Raw genomic sequence first — 24415 nt, forward strand, 5'->3', positions numbered from 1 at the left:
CATGACCTTGTTGCAGACCCCTCCGCCCGCCCCAGACCATCCCGACAGCCGTCCCGGGCCGGCCGCGCCGCCACCGCGCGCGCACCGCATTCGCGACGATGCCGAGGCCATTGCCGCCGCACAATTGCTGGCGGAACGCTTTGCGCCCGAGGCGGCGCTGCGCGACCGCGAACGGCGCCTGCCGTGGAGCGAGCTTGACGCGTTGAGCGCAAGCGGACTGCTGGGCATCACCGTGCCGCGCGAGTTTGGCGGCGCGGGCGTGTCCAGCGGCACGCTGGCGGAAGTGATCGCGATCCTGGCCGCGGCGGACGGATCGCTCGGGCAGATCCCGCAGAACCACTACTACGCGCTGGAGGTGTTGCGCGTTGGTGGCGTCGCGGCGCAGCAGCGTGCGTTCTACGATCTGGCACTTGCCGGCGAGCGCTTCGGCAATGCGCTGGCCGAGATCGGCCACAAGGATTTCAAGCGCCGTACGCGGCTGACGCCTGACGGCGATGGCTTCCGCCTCGACGGCAACAAGTTCTACTGCACGGGCGCCATCTTCGCGCACCGTATTCCGACGCTCGTGGTCGCGGAGGAAGACGGGCGCGAGGTGACCTACATCGCCATCGTGCCGCGCGACGCGGAGGGCATCACGATCACTGACGACTGGGACGGATTCGGCCAGCGCGTCACGGGCAGCGGGTCCGTCACGTTCACCGATGTGCGCGTGAAGGCGGAATGGGTGATTCCATTCTCGGCGTCGTTCGAGACGCCGACCACGATTGGCCCGGTGGCGCAGCTGATGCACGCGGCCATCGACCTAGGCATCGGGCGCGGCGCGCTGGCGGCAACGCTGCCGTTTATCCGCGATCATGCGCGGCCGTGGGTGGACGCGAAGGTCGAGCGCGCGAGCGACGATCCGCTGACCGTCCACCACATCGGCGACGTCAAGGTACGGCTGCGCGCCGCGGAAGCGCTGGTGCGCCGTGCGGGACGCATTGTCGATGCAGCCCAGCTTCAGCCGGACGCACAGACCGTGGCGGCCGCATCGATCGCCGTGGCCGAAGCCCGCGCGGCGACGACCACCGCCTCGCTGCTGGCCGGCACGCGGCTGTTCGAACTGGGCGGCACCGCCTCCACGCTCGACGGCCTTGGCCTAGACCGCTTCTGGCGCAACGCGCGCACGCATACGCTGCACGACCCGGTGCGCTGGAAGTATCACGCGATCGGCAATTACTACCTGAACGACAAGCTGCCGGCCCGGCACGGAGCACTCTGATGGCGCGCAAGCAGATCCTGCTCAACGCATTCAACATGAACTGCGTCGGGCATATCAACCACGGACTGTGGACGCATCCGCGCGATCAGTCCACGCAATACAACACGCTCGAATACTGGGTCAGCCAGGCGCGCACACTGGAGCGCGGGCTGTTCGATGGACTGTTTATCGCCGACATCGTCGGGGTCTACGACATCTATCGTGGCGATGTCGATGTCACGCTGCGCGAGTCGATCCAGCTGCCCGTCAACGATCCGCTGCTGCTGGTGCCGGCGATGGCTGCCGCCACCACGCATCTCGGATTCGGCGTCACCGTCAACCTGACCTACGACGCGCCGTATCTGCTCGCACGCCGCTTTTCCACGCTCGACCACCTCACGCGCGGCCGCGTGGGCTGGAACATCGTGACCGGCTACCTGGACAGCGCCGCGCGGGCGATGGGGCTGGACAAGCAGATTGCGCATGACGAGCGCTACGAACGCGCCGACGAATACCTCGATGTGCTCTACAAACTCTGGGAAGGAAACTGGGAGGAGGGCGCCGTGCTGCGCGACAAGGCCGCGCGCACATTCGCCGATCCGGCCCGGGTCCACAAGGTGGTGCATCACGGCCGCTATTACGACGTCGAGGGCTATCACCTGGCGGAGCCTTCGGCGCAACGCACGCCGGTGCTGTTCCAGGCCGGCAGCTCGGGGCGTGGTCAGCGCTTTGCCGCGCGCCACGCCGAGTGCGTGTTTATCTCGCCACCCGGCAAGGAGGCCGCCCGCAAGACCGTCAGCGCATTGCGGGAGCAACTGGTGGCAGCGGGCCGCAAGCCGGATGACGTCAAGGTGTTTGCCGGTGCGGCGGTGGTCACGGGGCGGACGGAGGCCGAAGCCCGCGCCCGGCACGCCGAATATCGCGACTATGCGAGCCGCGAGGCGGGGCTGGCGCACTTTGCCGCGAGCACCGGGGTGGACTTTGCGCGCTACGGGCTGGATGAACCGGTCGACTACGGTGGCGGCAATGCCATCGAATCCGCGCAGCGCACCGCCGCACAGCACGGCTGGACGCGGCGCAAGCTGCTGGACCTGTTCGAGCTCGGCGGACGCTATCCCGCCATCGTTGGCGACCCGGCGCAGGTGGCCGACGAACTCGAATCCTGGATCGACGAGACCGGTATTGATGGCTTCAACCTCAGCCGCACCGTGATTCCGGAGAGCTACGAGGATTTCGTCGACCTGATCGTTCCCGAGTTACAGAATCGCGGCCGCTACAAGACCGCCTACGCGGACGGATCGCTGCGCCACAAGCTGTTTGGCGAAGGCGACCGATTGCCGGATCGCCACGCCGCCGCACAGTTCCGCCGTCCTTGATCTTCATTTCCTGCCAATCATCATGCTGAAATCTTCGCTGTTGCTTCCGCTTTTCGCCTCGTTCGTCATCGCCGCCCAGGCGCATGCGGTGCCCCTTACCATCGGTGTCACGCCGGGTTCGCTGGCCGACTCCGTCGAGGTGGCCGCCACCGAGGCCCGCAAGCAGGGCCTCGACGTCAAGGTAATCGAGTTCACCGACTGGACCACGCCCAACGTGGCGCTGGCCGCCGGCGATCTCGATCTCAACTACTTCCAGCATCAGGCGTTCCTCGACAATGCCATCAAGGAGCGCGGCTACAAGTTCCGCAGCGTGGCGCTGGGCGTGCTGCCGAACATCGGCCTCTACTCGACGCACATCAAGCGGTTCGAGGATCTCAAGGACGGCGCGCGCGTTGGCGTGGCCAACGATCCGGTCAACCAGGGGCGCGGGCTGCTGCTGTTGCAGAAGGCGGGCCTGATCAAGCTGCGCGATGGCGTGGGCGCGAAAGGCAGCATCAACGATATCGCCGCCAATCCGCGAAAGCTCAAATGGGTGGAGGTGGAGGGGCCGCAGCTGGTGCGCGCCCTCGATGACGTGGACCTCGCGCAGGGCTACCCGGCGCATTTCGTCAACGCGGGCAAGCCGCAGGTGGCGGGCGCGGGGCTGCTGTATTCGGGGGTCGATGACACCTACTTCGCGATTCGCTTCGTCACGCGCGAGGACAACGCCAACGACGCTAGGGTCGCCCGCTTCGTGAAGATCTATCAGGAGTCGCCGGCGGTGCGCAAGCAGCTCGGCACTTCCTTCGCCAACAATGACAAGCTCTACAGCCTGCCATGGCTGAAGCGCTGACCCGGGAGTCGCCAGACATGGCCGCCAGCTTTCCGCTGTGGCGCCGGGGTTTCCAGGCGCCCACGTCGTCGGAGGCGCCCGCGTCGCCGCTGCTGCATCAGGAAAGCGTCGGCACGCCCGATGCGGGCGCCATCCGCTTCGACCAGGTGAGCAAGACGTACCACGCGGCCAACGGGTCGGTGCAGGCGTTGCGCGAGATCGATCTGGAGATTCCCGCTGGCGGCATTTTCGGCATCATCGGCCGAAGTGGCGCGGGCAAGTCCAGCTTGCTGCGCACGATCAACGGGCTCGAGACGCCGACTGGCGGTCGTGTCCGCGTGGACGGCGTCGATGTGGCCACGCTGGGCCACCGCGAGCTGGTGGCCTTGCGCCGCCGCATCGGCATGATCTTCCAGCATTTCAACCTGATCTCCGCGAAGACGGTAGCCGAGAACGTGGGATTGCCGCTCAAGGTGGCCGGGGTGCCGCGCGCCGAGGTACGGGAGCGCGTGGCGTCACTGCTCGCGCTGGTCGGACTGGAGGGCAAGGCCGATGCGTATCCCGGACGGCTGTCGGGCGGGCAGAAGCAGCGCGTCGGGATTGCGCGCGCGCTGGTGCATCGGCCCGACATCCTGCTCTGCGACGAGGCCACGTCCGCGTTGGACCCCGAGACGACGCAGTCGATACTGGCGCTGCTGCGCGATATCAATGCGCGGCTCGGCATCACCATCGTCCTGATCACGCACGAGATGCGCGTCATCCGCGCGATCTGCGACCGGGTACTGGTGCTGGAGGGCGGTGCGATTGCGGAGGCCGGGCCCGTCTGGCAGGTGTTCGGCAATCCGACGCATGATGCCACGCGCGCGCTGCTGGCACCGCTGGCCACGCGCGTGCCGGAGGATATTGCGCGGCGTCTGCGTGACCGGCCCGATGGCCATGGCGCGTGGCAACGGGTGATCGAGTTGCGCTATAGCGGCGGCGAGGCTCCCGACCTGTCGCAGCTTGCAGCCACGCTCGGCGGCGGCGTGCGTCTGTTGCACGGCAGTCTGGACCGGATACAGGGCCACACGCAGGGCACCTTGCTCCTGGCCGTGCCCGCACATGGCCCGGCCGATCCGGCGCCGAACGCTCATCTTGCCCATCACGTCACCACGCTAGGTTATGTCTCCGATTCTCGTTGATCGTCTCTGGAATGCGTTGCTCGATACCCTGACCATGGTCAGCGCATCCGCGTTGATCGCGGCGCTCGCCGGGCTGCCGCTGGCGTTGCTGCTGGTGGTGACCGCACCGAACGGCATGCGGCCGTCGCCGCGCTTTCACCGGCTGGCAGGCGCGGTCGTCAACGGCTTCCGCGCCACACCGTTCATTGTGCTGCTGGTGGCGCTGCTGCCGTTCACGCGCCTGGTGGTGGGCGTGACGATCGGTGTGTGGGCTGCCGTGGTCCCGCTGGCCATCAGCGCCACGCCGTTCTTCGCGCGCATCGCCGAGGTCAGTCTGCGCGAGGTGGAGCACGGGCTGATCGAGGCCGCACAGGCGATGGGCTGCGAGCGCCGCCATATTGTCTGGCATGTGCTGTTGCCCGAGGCGCTGCCGGGCATCCTCGGCGGATTCACGATCACGGTGGTGTCGCTGATCGGTGCGTCCGCGATTGCCGGCGCAGTGGGAGCGGGCGGGCTCGGCGATCTGGCCATCCGCTATGGCTACCAGCGCTTCGACACGGTCGTGATGATGGTGGTGATTGCGGTGCTGATCGTGCTGGTGACCGCGGTGCAGGCGCTGGGGGACTTTGGCGTCAGGCGCTTGCGGGCGCGGTAGCGTGGAACGCGCCAGATCGAGGTTGTCGTGGACGCAGACAGCGGACGGCGATGCGTCCGTGGTGCGTCCGTGAGTGCTGGCGTGAAGTGATCAGGCGCCGTCGGTGAATACGTCGCGCGGCTCATGCACGCTGCGCGCGCCGTCGGTGAACACGTCGCGCGGTTCGTGGACGCTGCGCGCGCCGCCGGCGTACACGTCGCGCTGGACGATGCCGGCGCCGTCGGTGAAGGCGTCGACCTTGCGGCCGACACTACCGTCCAGGCGGACGAGTTCGGACGCTGGCGTGGTGGCGTTTGCCGCGCCGGCCGCCAGTGAAAGGCCGATGGCGCAAAGCAGGGCGGCGGCGAGGTGGGTGGTGCGTGCGAGGCGGTTCATGCTGCGTTGTCTCCGGGTGGGTGGAAGCGATGGACCCACTCTAGATCAGCCGGCAGACCGGAAAAAGCGCTTGCCATCGCCAGGCTGTTCACGAGCCTGGACAATCGCTGGCAGCATTCTTGCCCGATCTCGGGAAACGCCTGGTCAGCCTCGGCAGGGCGCTGCTATTCACTGACGCTGCCGATGGCGTCGAGCAAGGCGCGTACCTTGGCCGGCATCAGCCGGCGCGCCGGGGTGAGCGCATAGATCCTGGATGGCGACGAATGGTATGCGGGCAAGACCCGCACAAGCTCGCCGCGCTTGAGGTATTCGTCGACATAGCGCGACGCGAGGCGCGCCACGCCCAATCCGTCGATGGCCGCGCGCACGCGCATCTCCGCATTGGAAGTCCGGACGCGTGCCTGCATGGGCACGCGCGCCAGCTCTTTCCCGTGCTGGCAGAACTCCCAGTGCTTGTCGCCGGGCTCCAGGATCGCGGGCCATCCTTCAAGCTCCTGTGGCGCGCCGGGAAGCCCCCGCTTCCTGGACAGCGAAGGGGATGCATAGAAGGCCCGCTCCATCGCCACCACGCGCCGGCTCACCATCGAGCTACCTGGCAGCTCCGTGGTGGTCCTGACAAAGGCGACGTCATATCCTTGCTCGACCAGATCGGGTACTGCTCGCGACTCATCGATCTCGACGCGCAGGTCGGGATACGCCTTGAGGAGCGTTGCGAGTGCCGGCGACAAATGCAGCCATCCGCTCTCGTAGGGTGCGGTCACCCGCAGTGTTCCCCGGACTTCGTGCGTTGCCGATTTCGCGTCGGCCGCGATATCCCGCAGGGCGGCAAGCAGTGGCGCCGAGCGCGCATAGAGCACATCGCCGGCTTCGGTGGCGCGCACGCGGCGGGTGGTTCGCTCCAGCAACCGCATGCCAAGCTGGCTTTCGAGCCGCGCCACGGAGGCGCTGACCGAGGATTTTGGCAGCCCGGCCCGGGCACCCGCGGCTGTGAATCCGCCGGCCTCCACGACCCTGCAGAAGTTTTCCCAGTCGCGCCAGTCAAGGAGGTCGTCCATCACATCAGCAGTCATGTTCAGTGGATCTGTCTCTGCTGAATATGCCCAGGCAGATAGTTGTTGAAAAAAAGCCGGGTCAGGTTTCGCTCGCGTTGACGAGGATGCGTTGCAGCATGTCACGCAACAGCGTTGCGTCATCCTCCGAGAAGCCGGCAAGCAGGCCGCCTAGCGCCCGTTGCGTGCCGGCGCGCGCCTGCGGAAAAATGGCGGTGCCTGCGTCTGTCAGTTCAACCAGGTAGCTGCGCCGGTCCGAGGGATTCTCCACACGTCGGATGAAGCCCTTGCTTTCGATACGGTCAAGCAGCCGCGTCATGGCGCCGGAGTCATAGCCAATCAGCTTGCAGAACTCACTTAGCGTGCGGCCCCGGCCATTGATGAGAATGTTGAGGACGACAAACTGGGCAGCTGTCAATTGGAGCGGTGCCAATTCCCGCTCGATGCTGGCCAGGACCTGATTGCGGACTTGCGTGACCAGGTAACCGAGGTCGCCGGAGCTCAATTGCGTCAAAACGGGGCGCTTGGCCGATTGCATCATGGTCCCCGGTGATGATGGTCGCGTGGAATCTATCTGCCTGAGCAGGCATTGTCAAGGTTGGCAGCGGCGAGGTCCAAAGCGGCTTTTCAGACTATGCTGAATGACATTGGCAGTTTGATCGTGACAGCGAGGCCGCCATTGCCCGACCGGGAGGATCCATGAGTCGATCGTCGACATCTGCATGGCTGATACTTGCGTTGTTGCTGCTGCTTGGGGGCTGTGCCAGCCGGCCGGTCAATCCGCCTATCGCCCATGCCGATCCCGATACCGGTTATCGGTTCTTCACGCGCCCGCAGTATTCGTCGGACAACGAGAACCTGGTCATTCTTGCTTTCTCGGGCGGCGGCACGCGCGCCGCCGCGTTCTCGTATGGCGTCCTTGAATTCTTGCGGAATACCGTAGCGGTCGGGCCAAAGGGCAACAAGTCTCGCCTGCTCGACCATGTCGGCGTCATCACCGGTGTGTCGGGTGGAAGCTTTACGGCGCTCGCCTATGGCCTCTACGGCGACAAGCTCTTCGATGACTACGAACAAAACTTCCTCAAGCGGGACGTCCAGGGCACGATTACATTCCGCACGCTTAATCCGGTCTACTGGCCGTCGCTATGGTCGAGCGGCTGGGGTCGATCGGAGTTGGCGGCGGACCTGTATGACGAGATCCTGTTCCACGGCGCCACGTTCGGCGACCTCAATCGCGGACACGGACCGTTTATCGTCGCGTCGGCGACGGACATCTCCACCGGCGCCCGCCTGCCCTTTACGCAGTCCACGTTCGACGTGCTCTGCTCGGACCTGAACGCGTTGCGGCTTTCCCGCGCAGCGGCCGCGTCATCGGCCGTGCCCGTGGTGCTGACACCCATTACCCTCAACAACTACGGCGGCACCTGCGGCTACACGACGCCAGCCTGGATCAAGCCGTTCATCGAGAGCGCCGAACCGCCCCGTCCCGCCGCGCGCGCGACTCGGCATCTGCGGGAAGAGGCGGAATTCGGCGACAGCATCAACCGCCCCTATATTCATGTCGTGGATGGGGGCGTGTCGGACAATCTCGGGATGCGCAGCGTGCTGGATGCCCTCGAGCTGATGGAGGCGCTGCACCTGATTGGCGTACCTTCGCCGCTCGACCATACGCGCAGGATCGTTGTGTTTGTCGTCAATTCCCTGTCCGTACCCAGGACGGCATGGGACAAGTCGGAATCTCCACCGGGAACCCTGGAGATACTGGTCAAGGCCACGGGCGTTCCGATCGACCACTACTCCTACGAGGCGACGGAATTGTTGAGGGATACGCAGGCGCGGTGGCGTTCCATGCGCGGCGTCCGGGCGTCCTCCGCGTTTTCGGCGAACAAGGATGCCGCGGTGACCACGGCGTTACGCACGCCGGACGCGACCATCTATGCCATTGATGTGTCGTTCGACAAGTTGACGGACAAGGAGGAACTGGCTTACCTGAACGAGCTGCCGACCTCGTTCTATCTTCCGGCCGAGGCAGTGGATCGCCTGCGCGCCGCCGCGGGGAAGATCATCATGGCCTCGCCCGATTTCCAGCGGCTCCTGCGCGATGTCGGCGCCAGGATCGTGGTGGATCCGACGCGATCAGGAGAAGCACCCACAGCACCCACAGCACCCACGGCACCCACGGCACCCACAGCACCCACAGCACCCGCGGGAAAGTAGGGCGCACCACCTGCCGAAACTCCACACCTGGCCCGGCATCTAGCCCGGCATCTCCACGCGGCAGTTCATCTCGGGCTTGCCGGGCAGCGTGAACAGCGCGTCCGGACCCTTGTCCCAGAACATGGCTTCGCCCGCGTCGGCCTTGGCGGTGTAGCGGGCGCCGGAAGCCGATCGCGTCTGCTGGAGCAGCCACTGCTGGTCCAGCCACGTCAGGTAGGCATAGCCCGGGTCGGTCTGGACGAATGTGCCGGCGATGGCGGCATCCACGCCCGGGCACCGGATCGTGAACGGCCCGGTGCTGATGCCCTTGTCATCGCGCGTACGCGCGCCGGCATAGTTCTGCCGCAGCGTGTAGATGCGGTTCACATAGCTCGTGGTTGTGCAGGCGCGCGGGTCGTTCGCCTTCCAGCAATCGTTGCGGCCCTTGATCCAGCCGCGTTGTTCGGCGATCAGCGTCTTCTTGCTGGCCGTGCCGAGGGAGCGCGCATCGAGCGCCAGCCCGTACAGCCGGGTCGTTTCCTTGTCCAGCCGCGCCAGCGTGTTGTCCTTGCAGACGAGTTGCTCGATCTCGCCGTCCGCTTTCTTGCAGTCGAAGCTGGGGCTCGCGGCTTGCGATGTGCCGGCGAGCCATGGCAGGAGTAGCGCTGCGGTCACGATGCAGGGACGTCTGGACATGGCGCGGCCTCCTCCGGGCGTGGTCAGCCCGTGTTGCGATCCAATACGACGAAGTGCTTGCGCACTGGTTCGATGACTTCGAATACCCCTTCAAAACCGGCCGGAATGACGCAGGCGTCGCCGGGACCGAACTCGCGCGCCTCGCCGGCGTGACTTGTAATGCGCAGCCGGCCACTGATCACGTGGAAGAACTCCTCCTTGCCGGCCGGAAAGGCGATGCGCCAGGCACCCGGTTCGCACGCCCAGATCCCGCAATCGAAGTCGCCTTGCGCGGCACTGTAGTGCGTCCAGGTGGTGCGGTCGGGGTTGCCCTGCACGAGCCGGTCCGGACGTGGACGGTCGTGCGCCGGGGCCGGATCGGCACGGAAATTGGTCAGGGCGGGGAGGGTAGCGAGAGGCGTGGACACGGCTGCGTGCAGGATGCGGAATGTCGAAGCCGTAAGTGTAGTCCCGCTGTTCCGGATCGCAATGTTCCGGGCCAGCAGCAGGACGGATGCGGCGCCCGCGTCAGCCTTGCTCCCAGGCGGTGCACCATCCCTTGGCCGCCACTTCCTTGCTGCCGAAGAGCACGCATCCGCCCGTGGCGCTGGTGCTGTCCCCCTGGTAGAGCTGGCAGTTGGCGCAGGTCTGGCTGGGTTTGTGCTTCGGAAATTTCTGAGCGTCCACCTTGGTGGTGTCGGCCTTGTAGCCAAGTTTCACGGCCTGGGGGTCCTGCTCGTCGAGCACCGCCGCCTGGGCGGACGTACTGGTGACCGATGCCGTCATGGCAAATCCGGTGGCGATGACGACGGGAATGGCTTGAAGAAACTGGCGACGGCGCGGCATGGGGAGTCCTGTTGTGTGAGCCTGTTTGTCGCGCAGCTTACTGGAGTTTTCCAGGCGGCGTCTTGATCCCGCGCCTCCGGAGAGGCCTCGTCGAATGTGGCATGGCAACCGCCGCGCCGCCGGAGGGGAACCTGGGCGGCCGCTCCGGTGCATGAGGCGTATGATCGACGGCCATGGGGCATTGCCCGGACGCACGGCGCCGGGGTGCCCGCCGCCGATCCCATCATGGCCGACATCCCCCGCCTGTCTCCCAAGCTCCACCTGACCGCCGATCTCGGCTACGCGCTGCATTACAGCCGGCAGCCCGATTTCCGGCGTGAATGGCACACGCACGATTGCGGCATGCTGCTGTGGCCGCGCATGGGAAGTCTCAGGACCGCATGGGATGACCGCGCGGGCGAAGGCGATGTGCCTCACACCGCCACGCTGGCGCGTGGCACGGCCGTGCTGCTGCCGACGGCCACCACCCACCTCACCGTTTCCCAGCCGGGCCGCCAGCAGCATGGCGAACTCTACCTGCCGCCCGAGCGCCTGCGTGGCTGCCGACAGTTCGGGGCGATCCATCTGGACGCGGCGACCCTCGCCATGCTGGAGGCGCTGCTCACGCCGACGCTCGCCGCTTCCAGCGGGGCGCTCCTCGTCCGCGCGATCGTCGAACAGATTCTGGCGGGCGCACCGTTGGCCTTGCCGGAAGAGCCCGCATCGGTGGCGCTGCGCATGGTGCGCCGCTTCGTGGCCGCGCTGGAGCGTGACGCGCCGCTGCCTTCGATCGATGGCGTCGCGAGCGAACTCGGCGTGTCGATCCGTCAATTGCAACGTGCCTGCCAGCTCGAGTTTGGCGCGAGCCCGGTAGCCGTGCGGCGGCGCGTGCTGGCGACGCACGCGCGGACGCTGATAAACGAAGGACGCACGCTTGCCAGCGTCAGCGTCCAGTTGGGGTTTGCCAGCAGCGGCCACCTGGGGCGCCTGTTGCGCGAGGTCGCGCCGGACCGGTGACCGTTCGTCAGGAGCCGCTCGTCGCGGACCTTTCAGGCCGATGCCACGAGCGCGTCGATCTCGATCTCGATCCAGGTCTGGTCCGGCAGGCTGGACACGCCCAGCGCACTGCGCGCCGGCAGGGGTTGTGTCGGAAACGCGGTCCGCAGCACCGCCGACGCGGCATCGAGCACGGCCGCATGACGCGTGAACTCGGGCGCGGCGCGAATAAAGCCGCGTAAGCGGACGATCTGCGCGACACGGTCCAAATGCCCGCCACAGGCCGCCTGCAATGCCGCCAGCGCGTTGCGCATGGCCACCTCGGCAGCGCGGCTGGCTGGCGCGATGTCGTCGTCGGTCCGGCACTGCCCCGACATCGGCACACCATCCTGCCGGCTCACTTGCCCGGCCACGGACACCCACTGCAACCCACCGGGCGTGATCGCACAGTACGGCGCATAGTTGCCGCGCGGCGTCGGGGCGGGCGGCAGCGCGAACTGTGCCGCCGCCAGTCGTTGCTCCGGAGTTTCCTTCGTCATGGTTGACTCCATTCCACATTGCCACTGAGCCAGCATCCGGCCGGCTGCCCGCCGTCATCGTGCCGGGGGGCGACGAAAATCTCAGACGGGCTGCCCATGGTATCGCCCTGGCGCACGGCGATGGAAGGGGGCGCCTCGCCGGGCCGGGCCAGCGGGCCGATGCCCGTCAGGTATCCCCACAGTGCCGCCGCGGCAATGCCGGTGGCCGCGTCTTCCGGATAGCCGGAAGACTTCGGGAACTGTCGTGCGTGGATCACCGGCTGGCCGCCAACGGCCACGGCTCCGTGGGCAAACGGGTACAAGCCGGTCGAACCGATCGATTCGCACAGCGCTTCGATGCGGCCGAAGTCCGGCTGCAGGCTGTCCAGCATGTCGACCGACGGCAGCGCGACCAGCGTCTTCACGCGGCTGGTTGACGCGTTGTGCATGGCATACCGGGCCGCCTCCGCAGGAAGACCAAGCACTTCCGCGACGCGTTGGCAATCATGTGCGCCCAACGTCTGGACGCTGGCGGCCGGCTGCGAGATCCAGACGCGCTGCGCCGCATCGTCCCAGCGTGCCAGGACGATGCCGCTGAGCGTCTCGATGCGCGCCACGTCGCTGGTCCAGCGGCCCCACTGGCGTAGCGCCCAAAGCGTGCCGACGGTGGCATGCCCGCACATTTCCATCTCGTGCTGGGGCACGAAGAAGCGCAGGCGCCAGTCGCAACCCGGGGTGTCCGGTGGCAGCACGAAGGCGGATTCGTGGCCGTGCCGGGCCGCCACGGCCTGCATGGCTGCCGCCGTCATGCCTGTGGCATCGGCCACGAGCGGCACCGGATTGCCGCCACCGGCGCCGCGCACGAACACGCGAATCAGCGTCACGTCATCGGGAATATCGCCGGGAGTGCCACCGGCAACACTGATGGGCCCATTGTCGGGTGTCGTCTTATTCAAGGGTCGCTCCCACGGATTTCGCGATCGTGCCCCAGTAGGGGATGTCTTTCTGCACGGCGGACTGCAGCGCGGCCGGGGTGCCTGGTTGGGCGGTGACACCCTTGCCGGCGAGGTCGGCGGCCACGGCCTTGTCCGACAGCACCTTGTTGAGCGCCGCGTTGAACTTGTCGACGATGGCCGCCGGCGTGCCCTTGGGGAAGGCCACGCCATACCAGAGTTGCTGGTCGAAGTGGTCGATGCCCTGGCTGGCGAACGTCGGCACGTCGGCCAGCAGGGGCGTTGGCGCCGTGGTCGCAATCGCCACGACCTTCTGCGCCTTGATGTACGGGGCCAGCCCGACGGGGTTGTCGAACATCAGCTGCACCTGGCCGCCGATCAGGTCGGTATAGGCCGGCGCCGCGCCACGATATGGCACGTGGGTCAGCGGCACGCTCGCCAGCTTCTGGAACTGTTCCCCGATCAGGTGGGAAACGGTGCCCACGCCGACCGAGCCAAAGCTGTACTGGCTCTTGCCGGCCCCAGCCTTGAGCCGGGCGATCAGCGCGCGGGTGTCGCGCGACGCGAGGTCGCGGTTGACCGCCAGCACATAGGGCGAAGTGCCGATGAAGCCCGCATAGGCAAAGTCCTTCGCCGGGTTGTAGGGCAGGCGCGGATACACGCTCACGCTGACCGCGTGCGTGCTGGTGGTGACGACCCCCACCGTATAGCCATCGGCTGCCGCGCGGGCGACAAAGGTGGAGCCGATGGTGCCACCGGCACCGCTGCGGTTGTCGATGACGACGGGCTGCCCGAGCTCGCGCTGGAGCTGCGGCTGGAGGCTGCGCACGACGAGGTCCGTGCCGCCGCCGGCGGGGAAGGGCACGACGAGCGTGACGGGTTTGACCGGCCAGGGATCGGCGAGCGCCGGATGGATGTTGACGATGGCAAGCGTGGCAAAAGCCGTTGGCGGCAGCTTGCGAAACCAGTGCGACGAGGATGGCATGGGTGTTCTCCGTGGATCGACGCACCGAGTCTAGGAGCGCGTCCTTCGCCGGCCAAACCGGAAGGCGACACGGTGCGATCCGATTGGCGACACTCTCCGTTGTCGTCCGTCCGGGAGCCGATGCGCGACGCGTTGACACCGTAGGCCTGCGCGAGACGTGGCCCTACTGAGGAGGCCGTGCGACATCGCTCTTGTCGCTCTCGTCTCTCTCGTTGCGCGCCTCGCCGGGGGCATCCACGACGAATGCCACCAGCGATTTGCGCGGCGTGCCCCGCAGCGCCTGCGCCAGGATCGCGCGATGTTCGGCTTCCGCGCTGCGGCCGTTCATGACGGCCTGCTGGCGGAGCCGGTTCACGATGTCGTCGTCCAGGTTTCGAACGGTGAGAGTTGGCATGATGGGTTTTCCTGAAGTGCAAGAACCGGCCGTCATCATGCCTCTGCAAGCGCCCGAAATTCTTGTCCACCTGTGACGAGCGGGTTGATCCTGGGCAAGCGTCGGCATCGCGCCGATGCGCGGAGAATGCGCGGAGCGTGCGAGCGGCGTGCGATGGATGTTCGATGGGGGAGGCAGCGTGCGGCGTGCGGCGTGCCTGCAAGCACGTCGTGGCCAGTCGCGCCTGAGGGGCGCTGCAGAAAAACGGCCCGCAAAAGAAATTACCCCGACGCGCGGGATCGTCGGGGTATTAAGAGTTGCCAAGTCGTTTTGGACCGTGTCGAGTGGCCCTGCGAGAAGTGTGACTTCCCCGGCGCCAGGCGCCAATAACTCACATGAGTTAATGGCCGATGGAGGTCGAAGCCGGGAAAAGCAGGTTCCGCGTCGCCTCGATTCTGAACAAAGGAATGCGATTCCGATAAAGGCGGGCCGCTCCGCCCGCCAGCCATTGTGTAGCCTCGGCGGAGCGGTTTCCCATGCGGCCGCTACATATTGGCATCGGACTTGCCAGCCTCGCAGCGGGTGGCGGGGTGGTCCGGGTATTCCATCAGTAGTGCGCTCACCACACCGTTGGTCCAGCCAAAGCCATCCTGCAGCGGGTATTCCCCACCTCCCCCGCCCACCGCCCCGTCGTCGGGCGCCCGTTGTAGCCGGTACTTCTCCACCAGCTTGTATTCGCGGGTGTAGAGGCTGGCCACGGTGGCCAGCCAGCGGTGCGCGATGTCGTCGGCCAGCGCGTGGCATCCGTAGTGGCGCAGTCCGTGAATGGCGATCCATTGCAGCGGCGCCCAGCCGTTGGGCCGGTCCCATTGCTGCCCGGAGTCGCTCTCGGTGGTCGCCAGTCCGCCTTCCTCGACCAGCCGGGCCGCCACCGCATCCGCGACGCGCGTAGCCTGTTCGGGCGTGGCCATGCGCAGGTACAGCGGCATCAGCGTGGCCGCGGTCAGCTGCGTGCGCAACGTTCCGCGGTGCCAGTCGAAGTCGAAGAACGCGCCGGCGCGGTCGTCCCACATGGTCGCGGCGATGGCGTCGCGCCGGCGGTCCGCCGCGTCACGGTATCCCGCCGCCGCCGCGGTGTCGCCCGCCGCGTCGGACAGTGCGGCCAGCCGGCATTCGGTCTGCCAGAGCAGGGCATTGAGATCGACCGGCAGGATCGCGGTCGTGCGAATCGTCGCGAGGTCGCTGGCCGGCGTTGTCGACGTGCCCGGCGCCGCCGCCTCGCACCAGCGCGAACTGAAATCCCAGCCCGATTCCGCCGCCGCGCGCAGATCGCGGTAGACCAGGTGGGCCGGCCGGCCACTCCGCTGCGCCGTTGCCACGTCCTCCAGGTACGCTTCCTCGCGCGGGTGGGCACGGTCGTCCCAGTAGCGGTTCAGCAGCGTGCCATCGGGCAACCGCACCACGCGCCGGTGCGCCGCGCCCGGCGGCAGGTGCCCGGCGCCATCCATCCAGAAGGCATATTCCTGTTTCAGCTGGGGCAGGTAGACCAGCGCGGCGTCGATGCCCTGTCGCTCGAACAGGCTGGTCATCAGCGCGAAGACCGGCGGCTGCGAGCGGCTCAGGTAGTAGGTGCGCGTGGCGTTGGGCACCAGGCCGTAGGTGTCGATCAGGTAGGCGAAGTTGTCGGCCATCGCGCGCAGCAGATCGTAGCGCCCGCTGGCCGACAGCCCCAGCATCGTGAAATAGGAATCCCAGTAGTACAGCTCGCGGAAGCGCCCGCCCGGCACGACGTAGGGGCGCGGCAGCGGCAGCAGCGAACAAAGCGGCGGATGCTCGCCGGGCTCCCGCGTCAGCACCGGCCACAGCCCGTCGATGTGGTCGCGCAACGAACTGCGCGGGTCGGAGATGTAGTGGTCGTCGGGAATCGTCTCGCGCGCAAAGTGGGCCTGCACGAAGGCGTCGAGGGAGAAGTCCGGCGCATCGCGCTGCGCCCGGTAGCGCGCGAGGATGGTGTCCGGGTCTACCAGCGGCATGCAATCGGGAAACGTCTTGCTGTCGGCGAACAAGCCGCTGGCCTGCACGTCGACGAACAGTTCGGCATAGCGCTCGGCGGGCGACACCGCGTCCGCGGCGGCGCAGCCCGGCAGCGTGCAAGGACCGGGGCAGGGCAGGTGCGTGATCGTCGGCGCGTGCGCGTGGCAATGAGACGGATGCGCCGTGCCGGCGGGCGTTGCCGCGCGCGCGCTCGCATCGGCCTTTGCCGGCCGCACATGCGGCGGAACATGCGGGACCCCGCCCGGGGGGCTGGCGTCACTGCTTCGCATCATTCCAGAGCAGCCCGCCGTCGATGACCAGCGCTATCCTGTCTTGCAGCCGCATGAGGAGGCCTCCCACGTGGGTCGTGTCACCGTGAGATTCGGTGCCACCGGGCATGGTTCAAGTGGCTCCGGCGATGGCCGGGGCGCGGGTTTCGTGACGCTCGTGGCTCTTGTGGCTCTCGTGGCTCTTGTCGCTTCTGAAGGTTGTTTCAAAATGAAGCGAAGCGGTCCTGGCTAGACGCGCGGCCGCAGGCAGTACAAGTGGTACGACCAGGCCGCGCAACGACGCCAGGATCTTTTTTAAACAACCTTCAGTCGTGGGCCGTGACGTCCATCGCCGGCAGGCCAAGTTGAGCTAGTACGGCGGACGCGGCCTGCGCGACGCTGCCGCAGTGCGCCGGCATGATGATGTCGGCGATCTCGCGATAGATCGGGTCGCGCTCGCGGAACAGCGCTTCCAGGCGCGCGCGCGGGTTGTCGGCCTGCAGCAGCGGGCGGTTCCGGTTGCGGCGCGTGCGTCGCCACAACTCGGGCAGCGAGGCATCCAGGTAGATCACGCGGCCCCGCATGCGCAGCATGTCGCGGTTCTCGGGCCGCAGGACCGCGCCGCCGCCGGTGGCCAGCACAATGCCGCTGCGGCGCGTCAGTTCATCGATGATGCGGGTTTCGCGCTGGCGGAATCCTTCCTCGCCTTCCAGCTCGAAGATGGTGGCGATGCGCACGCCGCAGCGCGCTTCGATCTCGTGATCGGAATCGAAGAAGGGCCGGCCCAGATGCCGGGCGACGGTCCGCCCGATCGTGGTCTTGCCCGCGCCCATGAAGCCGATGAAGAAGAGGTTGTGCTGGTCCAAGATCGTGCGCCGCCCGGCCTCCGGGCGGCGTTTTGTGCGCTCCTGTGAACGGTAGCACGATCGGTGCGTGAATCAAGGCCCGTCAGGCGCCGGGGGCGCTTCAACGCACGCTTCCATGCGCGCTTCCCTACACAGGCTTCCCTACACACGTTCAACAGCTTCAATGCCCCGACACGGCCTCGTGCGCGCGCCCTGCGCCTTCGGGCTGGGCCGCGCCGCGTCCGCCCAGATGCTTCACGACGAGTGCGCCGGCGGCCAGGAAGGCCGGAATCGCCAGCAGCGTGAAGATCGCATCGAAGCCCAGGTGCATGCGCAGCAGTTCGGCGCCAAGCAGCGCGCCCGTGATGCCGCCAAAGCGCCCGATGCCAAGCATCCACGCCACGCCCGTTGCCCGGCCTTGCGTCGGATAGAAGCCCGCCGCCAGCGAAGGCATCGACGATTGCGCGCCGTTCATGGCGGTGCCGGCCAGGAAGATCAGCGCGCCCAGCATGAACTGGTTGCCCGTGCCCTGGCCCACTGCGTAGATCAGCACGCCGGTCAGCGCATAGGTGATGGCGATGACCTTGTTCGGGTTGAAGCGATCCATGAACCAGCCCGCGGCGATGGTGCCGATGCCGCCGCCAAGCGGGAACAGCGCGGTCAGGAACGAGGCGCGCTGCAGCGTGAAGCCCGCATCCTTCATCAGCGTGGGCATCCAGCTGGTCAGCAGGTAGAAGATCACCAGACCCATGAAATACGTGAGCCACAGCATGGCCGAACCCAGCCGGTAGCGCGGCGCCAGCACCGTGCCAATGGCCGATCGTGCCGCGGGCGCGGCTTCATGGATGGTGAAGTTCGTCGCGCCTTCCACGCCGGCACTCTTGGCGCCAGCGAGGCCAATCACGCGGGTCAGCACCTTGCGGATCTGCGCCGCCGGATACTGGCGCACCACCATGTAGCGGATCGATTCGGGCAGCGCGCCCACGAGCACGACGGCCAGCACCAGCGGTACGACGCCCCCGAACACCAGCACGCTGTGCCAGCCAAGGTGCGGAATGATCGCCGCCGCGAAGAAGCCGCCGGCCGCGGAGCCGAGCGGGAAGCCGCAGAACATGGTGTTGACGAGCACCGCGCGGCGTCGGGCCGGCGCGTACTCGGACATCAGCGTGACCGCGTTGGGCATGGCGGCGCCCAGCCCCAGGCCGGTCAGGAAGCGCAGCGCGGTCAGCCACCCGAGCGTCGGCGCGAAGGCCGTCGCCAGGCTGCATGCGCCGAAGAAAAACACGGACGCCACCAGCACCTTCTTGCGACCCACGCGGTCGGCCATCGGGCCGGCGAACAGCGCGCCAAATGCCAGGCCGAAGAGCGCCGCGCTCATCACCGGGCCAAGTGACGATTTATCGATTCCCCAGTCTTGCACCAGGGCTGGTGCCACGTAGCCCATGGCGGCCGTGTCGAAGCCATCAATGGCGACGATCAGGAAACATAGCGCCAGGATGAGCCATTGATACGCGGAGAAGCGTTGGCCATCGATGAGTGACTGGACGTCGAGCGTGCCGGTCGCGGGGCGTGGGGGCTGGGACATGTTTGTCTCCGGTTTCGGATGGTTGGCGACCGTTCCGGCACCCTTGGGCGGGCTGTCGGAAGGCCGTTTTTGCTGTTTTTGTTCTAATAGCGAACTGATGTTCTCAGTAGGAACGGATCATACGCAGCGTTTTTATCGCGGAAACATCGGCGTAAACCCGGAAGGGGCAGGCGGTCTGGCGGGGGCGTCGCCGGCGCGAAGGCGCGACGCGACAAGGCGCGCGGGGGCCGGCGAGGGGGTGCCGGCGCGCAGGAAAAAAAATTCGGGAAGCGGCGGATCAGCGGCTTGCGGCGATCGACCGGATGCCTTCGGCGAAGGCCTCGGCCACCGGTTCCAGCGTGCGATCGCTGCGCCGGAGCAGCCCGATCGGCTCCTCCGTGCCCTGCGTGTCGATGGGCAGCAGCACCATCTCGCCGGCGGCCACGGCGCGGCGTGTGGCGGAAAGCGGCGCGGCCCAGACGCTGTCGCTTTGCTGCGTGACCAGCCGGCTCAGGTACGCGTCGGCGGTTTCCAGGCAGCCCTCGGGCAGCCCGAAGCCGTGCCGCGCCAGCAGGCTTTCGGTGCTGTGGCGCGGGATGGAGCCCAGCGCGGGAATCACCATCGGCCAGGCCAGCACCTCGCGCATCGTCGGCCTGGCGTTGTCCGCCAGCGGATGCCCGGCGCGCACCGCCAGCACCAGTGGCTCGGGGCCGAGCGATTCGAACCACAGGCCTTCCATCGCGGCGGGGTCGTCCATGCGGCCGATGACGAGGTCGAGCACGTCGGCCTTGAGCAGGTCGATCAGCGTCCGGTTCATCCCGCTCTGCACGGCCAGCCCGACTTCGGGATGCAGGGCGCGAAAGTGCGACACCGCGTCGAGCAGCAGCGCGGGCACGATGCTCGGCAACGCGCCGAGGCGGATGCGTTCGTGGCGCGGCGCGTCGGCGCCGATCAGGCTGTCGGCCGCGGCATCGACGTCCTCGAGGATGCGCAGCGCATGCCGCAGGAAGCGCATGCCCGCGGCGGTCAGGTCGGTGCCCGCGCGCTGGCGCACCAGCAGCCGGGTGCCGACCAGCTCCTCCAGCTCGGTCAGCGTCTTGGACACCGCCGGCTGCGTCAGGCCCAGGCGCTCGCCGGCCCGGCCCAGGTGCTGAGTTTGCGCCACGGCGACGAAGCAGTGCAGGTGGCGCAACCGGATGCGGCTGCGAAAGGTGCCGAGGGAGGTGTCGAGGGTGGCGTCCGGCGAGGGCATCTTGCGTTGCATAACAGAAATTCATCGAAATAACGCTAAATCTCAATTTACATGACTTCTGGCGCTGCATACAGTCAATCCCATTCCTACCGACAACAACGGAGACAGCGCAATGGCCCCCCGTTCCGCCCGCCCCGCCCAGTACCGCCGTCCGTACTGGGACACCCAGCCCGAATACCGCTTCGACCCCTATGCCTCGACGCAACTGCGCTCGCCGAATCAGCCGCTGATCGCGCTGCCGCAGTCGCTGTCCGAAGTCACCGGCCCGGGGTTTGGCCCCGAGTTCGTCCGCGCCGGCGATAACGACCTGACCGTGGGCAACGGCGGCGAGCCGATCGGCGAGCGCATCCTGGTGACCGGCCGGGTGCTCGACGAGAATGGCCGCCCGGTGCCCAACGCGCTGATCGAAGTCTGGCAGGCCAATGCCGCCGGCCGCTACACGCACAAGCGCGACCAGCACGACGCACCGCTCGACCCGCATTTTTCGGGCGAGGGCCGCACCATCACCGACGCCGGCGGCCACTACCAGTTCAAGACGATCAAGCCGGGCGCCTATCCCTGGCGCAATCACCACAACGCCTGGCGTCCCCAGCACATCCACTTTTCGCTGTTCGGCAATGCCTATGCCACGCGACTGGTGACGCAGATGTACTTCCCCGGCGACCCGCTGCTGGCGTTCGACCCGATCTTCAACTGCGTGCCCGACGAAAAGGCGCGCGACCGGTTGATCGCCACGTTCGACTGGGAAACCACGGCGCCCGAGTACGCACTGGGCTACCGTTTCGATATCGTCCTGCGCGGCCGCGATGCCACGCCGATGGAGTAAGGCCATGCTGTACGCCACCGCATCCCAGACCGTAGGTCCCTACCTCCATATCGGCCTGACGGGCCTGAACTGCGCCGACCTCACGGCCGACGCCCCTGACCTCGCCGGCCAGCGCATCGTGATCGAGGGCCGCGTTGTCGATGGCCGCGGCGAAGCCGTGCCCGATGGCATGGTCGAGATCTGGCAGGCCAATCCCGCCGGCCGCTATCGCCATGCCGAGGACGCGCGCGACCTGCCGCTCGTGCCGGGCTTCACCGGATTTGGCCGCGTGCCGACCGAAGCCGACGGATCGTTCCGCTTCACCACGGTCAAGCCGGGCGCCGTGCCAGATGGGGAAGGCCGCCCGCAGGCGCCGCACATCCTGGTCTCCGTGTTCACGCGCGGCCTGGTCAAGCATGTGGCCTCGCGGATGTACTTCCCGGAGGAGTCCGCCGCCAATGCCGCCGACGGCGTGCTGGCACTGGTGCCGGCCGACCGCCGCGCCACGCTGATCGCCGAGCCCGCCGGCCCGAACACGTACCGCTGGAACGTGGTGCTGCAGGGTCCGGACGAGACCGTCTTCTTCGATATCTGAAACGCCGAGTCTCTGAGCTGCTGAAACGCAGGCGCGCGGCGCGGGGGGAAATCCCACGCGCCGCGCGCTTTGCCTGACAATCGGAGCATTTCCACCGGTCCGCCCCCGCCGACGATGCCCACCTTTTCCCGCCTGACCGATCCCATGTTCGGCAGTCCCGCCGTGCTGGACATCTTTTCCGATGCCGGCACGGTGCGTCGCATGCTCGATGTCGAGGCCGCGCTGGCCCGCGCCGAAGCGCGTTGCGGCGTGATCCCCGCAAAGGCCGCCGCCGTCATCACCGAGGTCTGCGCGCGTCCCGATGCCATCGCGCTGATCGACCTTGACGCGCTGGCCGAGGCCGCCGTGGCCGCCGGCAATCTCGCCATTCCCTTCGTCAGGCAACTGACAGCCGTGGTCACGCAGCACGATGCCGAGGCCGGGCGCTTCGTGCATTGGGGCGCCACCAGCCAGGACATCATCGACACCGCACTGGTATTGCAGACTGGCGACGCACTGGCCGCGCTCGATGCCGGCCTGCTGCAGCTTGGCGACGCCTGCGCCGCGCTGGCCCTGACGCACCGCACCACGCCGATGGTGGCGCGCACCTGGCTCCAGCATGCGTTGCCGATGACGTTCGGCCTGAAGGCCGCCGGCTGGCTCGATGCCTTGCGGCGCGATCTCGGCCGGCTCGGTCATGCCCGCGCCCAGGCCCGCGCGTTGCAGTTCGGCGGCGCGGCCGGCACGCTGGCCAGCCTTGGCGACCACGCGCCGGACGTCGCCGCGCAACTCGCGCAGGAACTCGTCCTCGACCTGCCCACGCTGCCGTGGCACGCCCACCGCGACCGTCTGGTCGAGGCGGCCGCCACGCTGGGCATGCTGACGGGCACGCTCGGCAAGATGGCGCGCGATGTTTCGCTGATGATGCAGACGGAAGTGGCCGAGGTGGCGGAGCCCAGTGGGCCGGGCCGCGGGGGTTCCAGCACGATGCCGCACAAGCGCAATCCGGTGGGTTGTGCCGCCGTGCTGACCGCTGCCGTGCGGGTGCCGCCGCTGGTCGCCACGATGCTGGCTGGCATGGTGCAGGACCACGAGCGCGCGCTGGGTGGCTGGCAGGCGGAATGGGACACGCTGCCGCAGATCGTGGCGCTGGCCGCCGGCGCGCTGCGCCAGATGGGCGAGGTCGTGGCCGGACTGGAGGTCGATGCTGCCCGCATGCGCGCGAATCTCGATCTCACGCACGGCTTGATTCTTGGCGAGGCGGCGATGCTCGAAATCGGCGGAAAAATCGGCCGCCTGCCGGCCCATCATCTGGTCGAGCAGGCCTCGCGCCGCGCGGCGCGCGAGGGCGTCACGCTGCGCGAGGCGCTATCCCGCACGCTGGCCGAAGATCCCGCGCATGCGGGCCTGCTCGATGACGCCACGCTGGACCGCGTGAGCGACCCCGCGCATTACGCGGGACAATCGACACGCTTTGCCGACGCCGCCGTCGCAGCCTGGCGCGCGGCAACGGCTGAACGACTTGCAGGCCAACAGACTGACCAATAGACCACGGCGCGCGGCGCCCAAGAGGTTGTTTCAAAATGAAGCGAAGCGGTCCTGGCTAGGCGCGCGGCCGCAGGCAGTACAAGTGGTACGACAAGGCCGCGCAACGACGCCAGGATCTTTTTGAAACGACCTCTAACTGGAGACTTGCTTTGCCCTATATCGATCACGCCGGTGCCCGGCTCTTTTACACCGTCGACGGTCCCGCTGATGCGCCGGTCATCGTCTTCTCCAACTCGCTTGGCACGGACCACACGATGTGGAAGCCGCAGGCGGACGCGCTGGCGGGCCGTTTCCGCGTGGTGCGCTACGACGTGCGCGGCCACGGCCGCTCCACCGCGCCGGACGCCGCCTTCACCGTCGCAGACCTGGGGCGCGATGTCGTCGCGCTGCTCGATGCGCTGCAGATCGACAAGGCGGTGTTCTGCGGCCTGTCGATGGGCGGCCTGACGGGCATGTGGCTCGGCGCTTATGCGCCCGAACGCTTCTCGAAGATCGTGCTGGCCAACACGGCGCCGAAGATCGGCACGGCCGAGGCCTGGAATACGCGCATCGACACCGTGTTGCGCGATGGCATGGGCAGCCTGACCGAGGCATCGATCCAGCGTTGGTTCACGCCGGATTTCGTGGCGACCTCCGGCCGTGCGCTGGACGACCTGCGCGCGGTGCTGGCCGGGCTCGACCCGCGCGGCTACGCGGGGAGCTGTGCCGCCGTGCGCGATGCGGACCTGCGCGAGGCGGTCAGGACGATCCCGGTGCCGGTGCTGGTGATTGCGGGCAGCGACGACCCGTCGACCACGGCGGAAGAGGGCCGCGCGCTGGCGGCGGCGATTCCGGGGGCACTCTATATAGAACTGCATGCCGCGCATCTCTCCAACCGTGAGCAGCCGGGCCGCTTTACCGCCGCGCTGCTGGATTTCATCAACGGGCGCCGCCCGGTCACCGATGAGCCCGCGCGCTATGAGGCCGGCCTGTCGGTGCGCCGCGATGTGCTCGGCAGTGCGCATGTGGACCGTTCGCTCCAGCGCCTGACGCCGTTGAACGAGGAGTTCCAGAACCTGATCACGCGCTATGCCTGGGGCGAGATCTGGACGCGCGAGGGATTGCCGCGCCATACGCGCAGCCTGCTGACCATCGCGATGATGGTGGCGCTCAACCGCTCGGAGGAACTGAAGCTGCACCTGCGCGCCGCGGCCAACAACGGCGTGACGCGCGACGAAATCAAGGAAGTCCTGCTCCAGACCGCGATCTACTGCGGCGTGCCGGCGGCCAACTCGGCATTCCATATGGCCGAGGAAGTCTTCGCCGAGATCGATCAGGCGCGCGGCTGAACGTGCCGC

General features: G+C 67.5%; 25 protein-coding genes. 11 read left to right on the plus strand and 14 right to left on the minus strand.

Annotation, left to right across the window (positions count from 1 at the left end; translation table 11 throughout):
* Position 1: 1 nt before the first annotated feature.
* The 5 genes from BLR29_RS11705 to BLR29_RS11725 are packed head-to-tail and all read left to right on the plus strand — an operon-like array spanning position 2 to position 5242.
* Positions 2–1261 carry an SfnB family sulfur acquisition oxidoreductase gene (locus tag BLR29_RS11705; RefSeq protein WP_092137130.1) on the plus strand — a complete coding sequence of 420 codons (1260 nt, stop codon included), beginning with the start codon at positions 2–4 and terminating at the stop codon, positions 1259–1261.
* On the plus strand, positions 1261–2616 hold the full coding sequence (locus BLR29_RS11710) for an LLM class flavin-dependent oxidoreductase (RefSeq protein ID WP_092137131.1): 1356 nt from the start codon (positions 1261–1263) through the stop codon (positions 2614–2616). The genes BLR29_RS11705 and BLR29_RS11710 overlap by 1 nt, the downstream gene beginning before the upstream one ends.
* Positions 2617–2638: 22 nt before the next feature.
* On the plus strand, positions 2639–3448 hold the full coding sequence (locus BLR29_RS11715; RefSeq protein WP_092137316.1) for a MetQ/NlpA family ABC transporter substrate-binding protein: 810 nt from the start codon (positions 2639–2641) through the stop codon (positions 3446–3448).
* Positions 3433–4608 carry a methionine ABC transporter ATP-binding protein gene (locus BLR29_RS11720; RefSeq protein WP_255371191.1) on the plus strand — a complete coding sequence of 392 codons (1176 nt, stop codon included), beginning with the start codon at positions 3433–3435 and terminating at the stop codon, positions 4606–4608. The genes BLR29_RS11715 and BLR29_RS11720 overlap by 16 nt, the downstream gene beginning before the upstream one ends.
* Positions 4589–5242 carry a methionine ABC transporter permease gene (locus BLR29_RS11725; protein ID WP_092137133.1) on the plus strand — a complete coding sequence of 218 codons (654 nt, stop codon included), beginning with the start codon at positions 4589–4591 and terminating at the stop codon, positions 5240–5242. The genes BLR29_RS11720 and BLR29_RS11725 overlap by 20 nt, the downstream gene beginning before the upstream one ends.
* Positions 5243–5332: 90 nt before the next feature.
* On the opposite strand, the gene BLR29_RS11730 is transcribed toward BLR29_RS11725, so the two are convergent.
* The 3 genes from BLR29_RS11730 to BLR29_RS11740 all read right to left on the minus strand — a co-directional run bounded on the left by BLR29_RS11730 (position 5333) and on the right by BLR29_RS11740 (position 7207).
* The gene (locus BLR29_RS11730) at positions 5333–5617 is read right to left on the minus strand and encodes a hypothetical protein (protein ID WP_092137134.1); all 285 of its coding nucleotides are present in this window, start codon (positions 5615–5617) and stop codon (positions 5333–5335) included.
* 164 nt (positions 5618–5781) lie between these two features.
* On the minus strand, positions 5782–6672 hold the full coding sequence (locus tag BLR29_RS11735; RefSeq protein ID WP_092137135.1) for a LysR family transcriptional regulator: 891 nt from the start codon (positions 6670–6672) through the stop codon (positions 5782–5784).
* Between the two features lie 76 nt (positions 6673–6748).
* Positions 6749–7207, minus strand: a complete 459-nt coding sequence (locus BLR29_RS11740) for a MarR family winged helix-turn-helix transcriptional regulator (protein WP_255371192.1) — start codon at positions 7205–7207, stop codon at positions 6749–6751.
* 158 nt (positions 7208–7365) lie between these two features.
* Here BLR29_RS11740 and BLR29_RS11745 point away from each other — a divergent pair, with 158 nt between their 5' ends.
* Positions 7366–8883: a patatin-like phospholipase family protein gene (locus tag BLR29_RS11745; RefSeq protein ID WP_092137136.1), complete on the plus strand. Its 1518-nt coding sequence runs from the start codon at positions 7366–7368 to the stop codon at positions 8881–8883.
* A 39-nt stretch (positions 8884–8922) separates the two neighbouring features.
* Here the strand turns inward: BLR29_RS11745 and BLR29_RS11750 are convergent, their stop codons facing one another.
* The 3 genes from BLR29_RS11750 to BLR29_RS11760 all read right to left on the minus strand — a co-directional run bounded on the left by BLR29_RS11750 (position 8923) and on the right by BLR29_RS11760 (position 10323).
* Positions 8923–9558: an MliC family protein gene (locus BLR29_RS11750; protein ID WP_092137137.1), complete on the minus strand. Its 636-nt coding sequence runs from the start codon at positions 9556–9558 to the stop codon at positions 8923–8925.
* A 23-nt stretch (positions 9559–9581) separates the two neighbouring features.
* On the minus strand, positions 9582–9965 hold the full coding sequence (locus BLR29_RS11755; RefSeq protein WP_255371193.1) for a cupin domain-containing protein: 384 nt from the start codon (positions 9963–9965) through the stop codon (positions 9582–9584).
* A gap of 100 nt (positions 9966–10065) precedes the next feature.
* Positions 10066–10323 (minus strand): high-potential iron-sulfur protein, encoded by a 258-nt coding sequence (locus BLR29_RS11760; protein WP_369804597.1) that lies wholly within the window; start codon positions 10321–10323, stop codon positions 10066–10068.
* Positions 10324–10608: 285 nt separating this feature from the next.
* Between BLR29_RS11760 and BLR29_RS11765 the strand changes: the two genes are divergently transcribed.
* A complete protein-coding gene (locus BLR29_RS11765) occupies positions 10609–11379 on the plus strand; it encodes an AraC family transcriptional regulator (RefSeq protein ID WP_092137319.1) in 771 nt (256 codons plus the stop codon).
* A 32-nt stretch (positions 11380–11411) separates the two neighbouring features.
* Here the strand turns inward: BLR29_RS11765 and BLR29_RS11770 are convergent, their stop codons facing one another.
* The 8 genes from BLR29_RS11770 to BLR29_RS11805 form a co-directional block, all read right to left on the minus strand.
* Positions 11412–11897, minus strand: coding sequence for a RidA family protein (locus BLR29_RS11770; RefSeq protein WP_092137139.1), 486 nt, complete (start codon positions 11895–11897; stop codon positions 11412–11414).
* Positions 11894–12772: a PhzF family phenazine biosynthesis protein gene (locus BLR29_RS11775; RefSeq protein ID WP_092137320.1), complete on the minus strand. Its 879-nt coding sequence runs from the start codon at positions 12770–12772 to the stop codon at positions 11894–11896. Before BLR29_RS11775 ends, BLR29_RS11770 begins: the two co-directional genes overlap by 4 nt.
* Before the next feature lie 52 nt (positions 12773–12824).
* Positions 12825–13814, minus strand: coding sequence for a Bug family tripartite tricarboxylate transporter substrate binding protein (locus BLR29_RS11780; protein ID WP_092137140.1), 990 nt, complete (start codon positions 13812–13814; stop codon positions 12825–12827).
* Positions 13815–13977: 163 nt separating this feature from the next.
* The gene (locus BLR29_RS11785) at positions 13978–14208 is read right to left on the minus strand and encodes a FitA-like ribbon-helix-helix domain-containing protein (RefSeq protein WP_092137141.1); all 231 of its coding nucleotides are present in this window, start codon (positions 14206–14208) and stop codon (positions 13978–13980) included.
* A gap of 524 nt (positions 14209–14732) precedes the next feature.
* On the minus strand, positions 14733–16514 hold the full coding sequence (gene treF, locus BLR29_RS11790) for an alpha,alpha-trehalase TreF (RefSeq protein WP_218132685.1): 1782 nt from the start codon (positions 16512–16514) through the stop codon (positions 14733–14735).
* Between the two features lie 302 nt (positions 16515–16816).
* On the minus strand, positions 16817–17323 hold the full coding sequence (locus BLR29_RS11795) for a shikimate kinase (RefSeq protein ID WP_092137322.1): 507 nt from the start codon (positions 17321–17323) through the stop codon (positions 16817–16819).
* 193 nt (positions 17324–17516) lie between these two features.
* Positions 17517–18920: an MFS transporter gene (locus BLR29_RS11800; protein ID WP_092137142.1), complete on the minus strand. Its 1404-nt coding sequence runs from the start codon at positions 18918–18920 to the stop codon at positions 17517–17519.
* 277 nt (positions 18921–19197) lie between these two features.
* A complete protein-coding gene (locus tag BLR29_RS11805; RefSeq protein WP_255371195.1) occupies positions 19198–20163 on the minus strand; it encodes a LysR substrate-binding domain-containing protein in 966 nt (321 codons plus the stop codon).
* A 100-nt stretch (positions 20164–20263) separates the two neighbouring features.
* Between BLR29_RS11805 and pcaH the strand changes: the two genes are divergently transcribed.
* The 4 genes from pcaH to pcaD all read left to right on the plus strand — a co-directional run bounded on the left by pcaH (position 20264) and on the right by pcaD (position 24406).
* Positions 20264–20977: a protocatechuate 3,4-dioxygenase subunit beta gene (gene pcaH / locus BLR29_RS11810; protein ID WP_092137143.1), complete on the plus strand. Its 714-nt coding sequence runs from the start codon at positions 20264–20266 to the stop codon at positions 20975–20977.
* A gap of 4 nt (positions 20978–20981) precedes the next feature.
* A complete protein-coding gene (gene pcaG / locus BLR29_RS11815) occupies positions 20982–21551 on the plus strand; it encodes a protocatechuate 3,4-dioxygenase subunit alpha (protein ID WP_092137144.1) in 570 nt (189 codons plus the stop codon).
* Between the two features lie 114 nt (positions 21552–21665).
* On the plus strand, positions 21666–23078 hold the full coding sequence (locus BLR29_RS11820; protein WP_092137145.1) for a 3-carboxy-cis,cis-muconate cycloisomerase: 1413 nt from the start codon (positions 21666–21668) through the stop codon (positions 23076–23078).
* A gap of 149 nt (positions 23079–23227) precedes the next feature.
* Complete coding sequence (pcaD, locus tag BLR29_RS11825; RefSeq protein ID WP_092137146.1) at positions 23228–24406, plus strand: bifunctional 3-oxoadipate enol-lactonase/4-carboxymuconolactone decarboxylase PcaDC; 1179 nt, start codon at positions 23228–23230, stop codon at positions 24404–24406.
* The last annotated feature ends 9 nt before the right edge of the window (positions 24407–24415 follow it).

The sequence above is a fragment of the Cupriavidus sp. YR651 genome (genome assembly GCF_900101625.1).
Taxonomy (GTDB): domain Bacteria; phylum Pseudomonadota; class Gammaproteobacteria; order Burkholderiales; family Burkholderiaceae; genus Cupriavidus.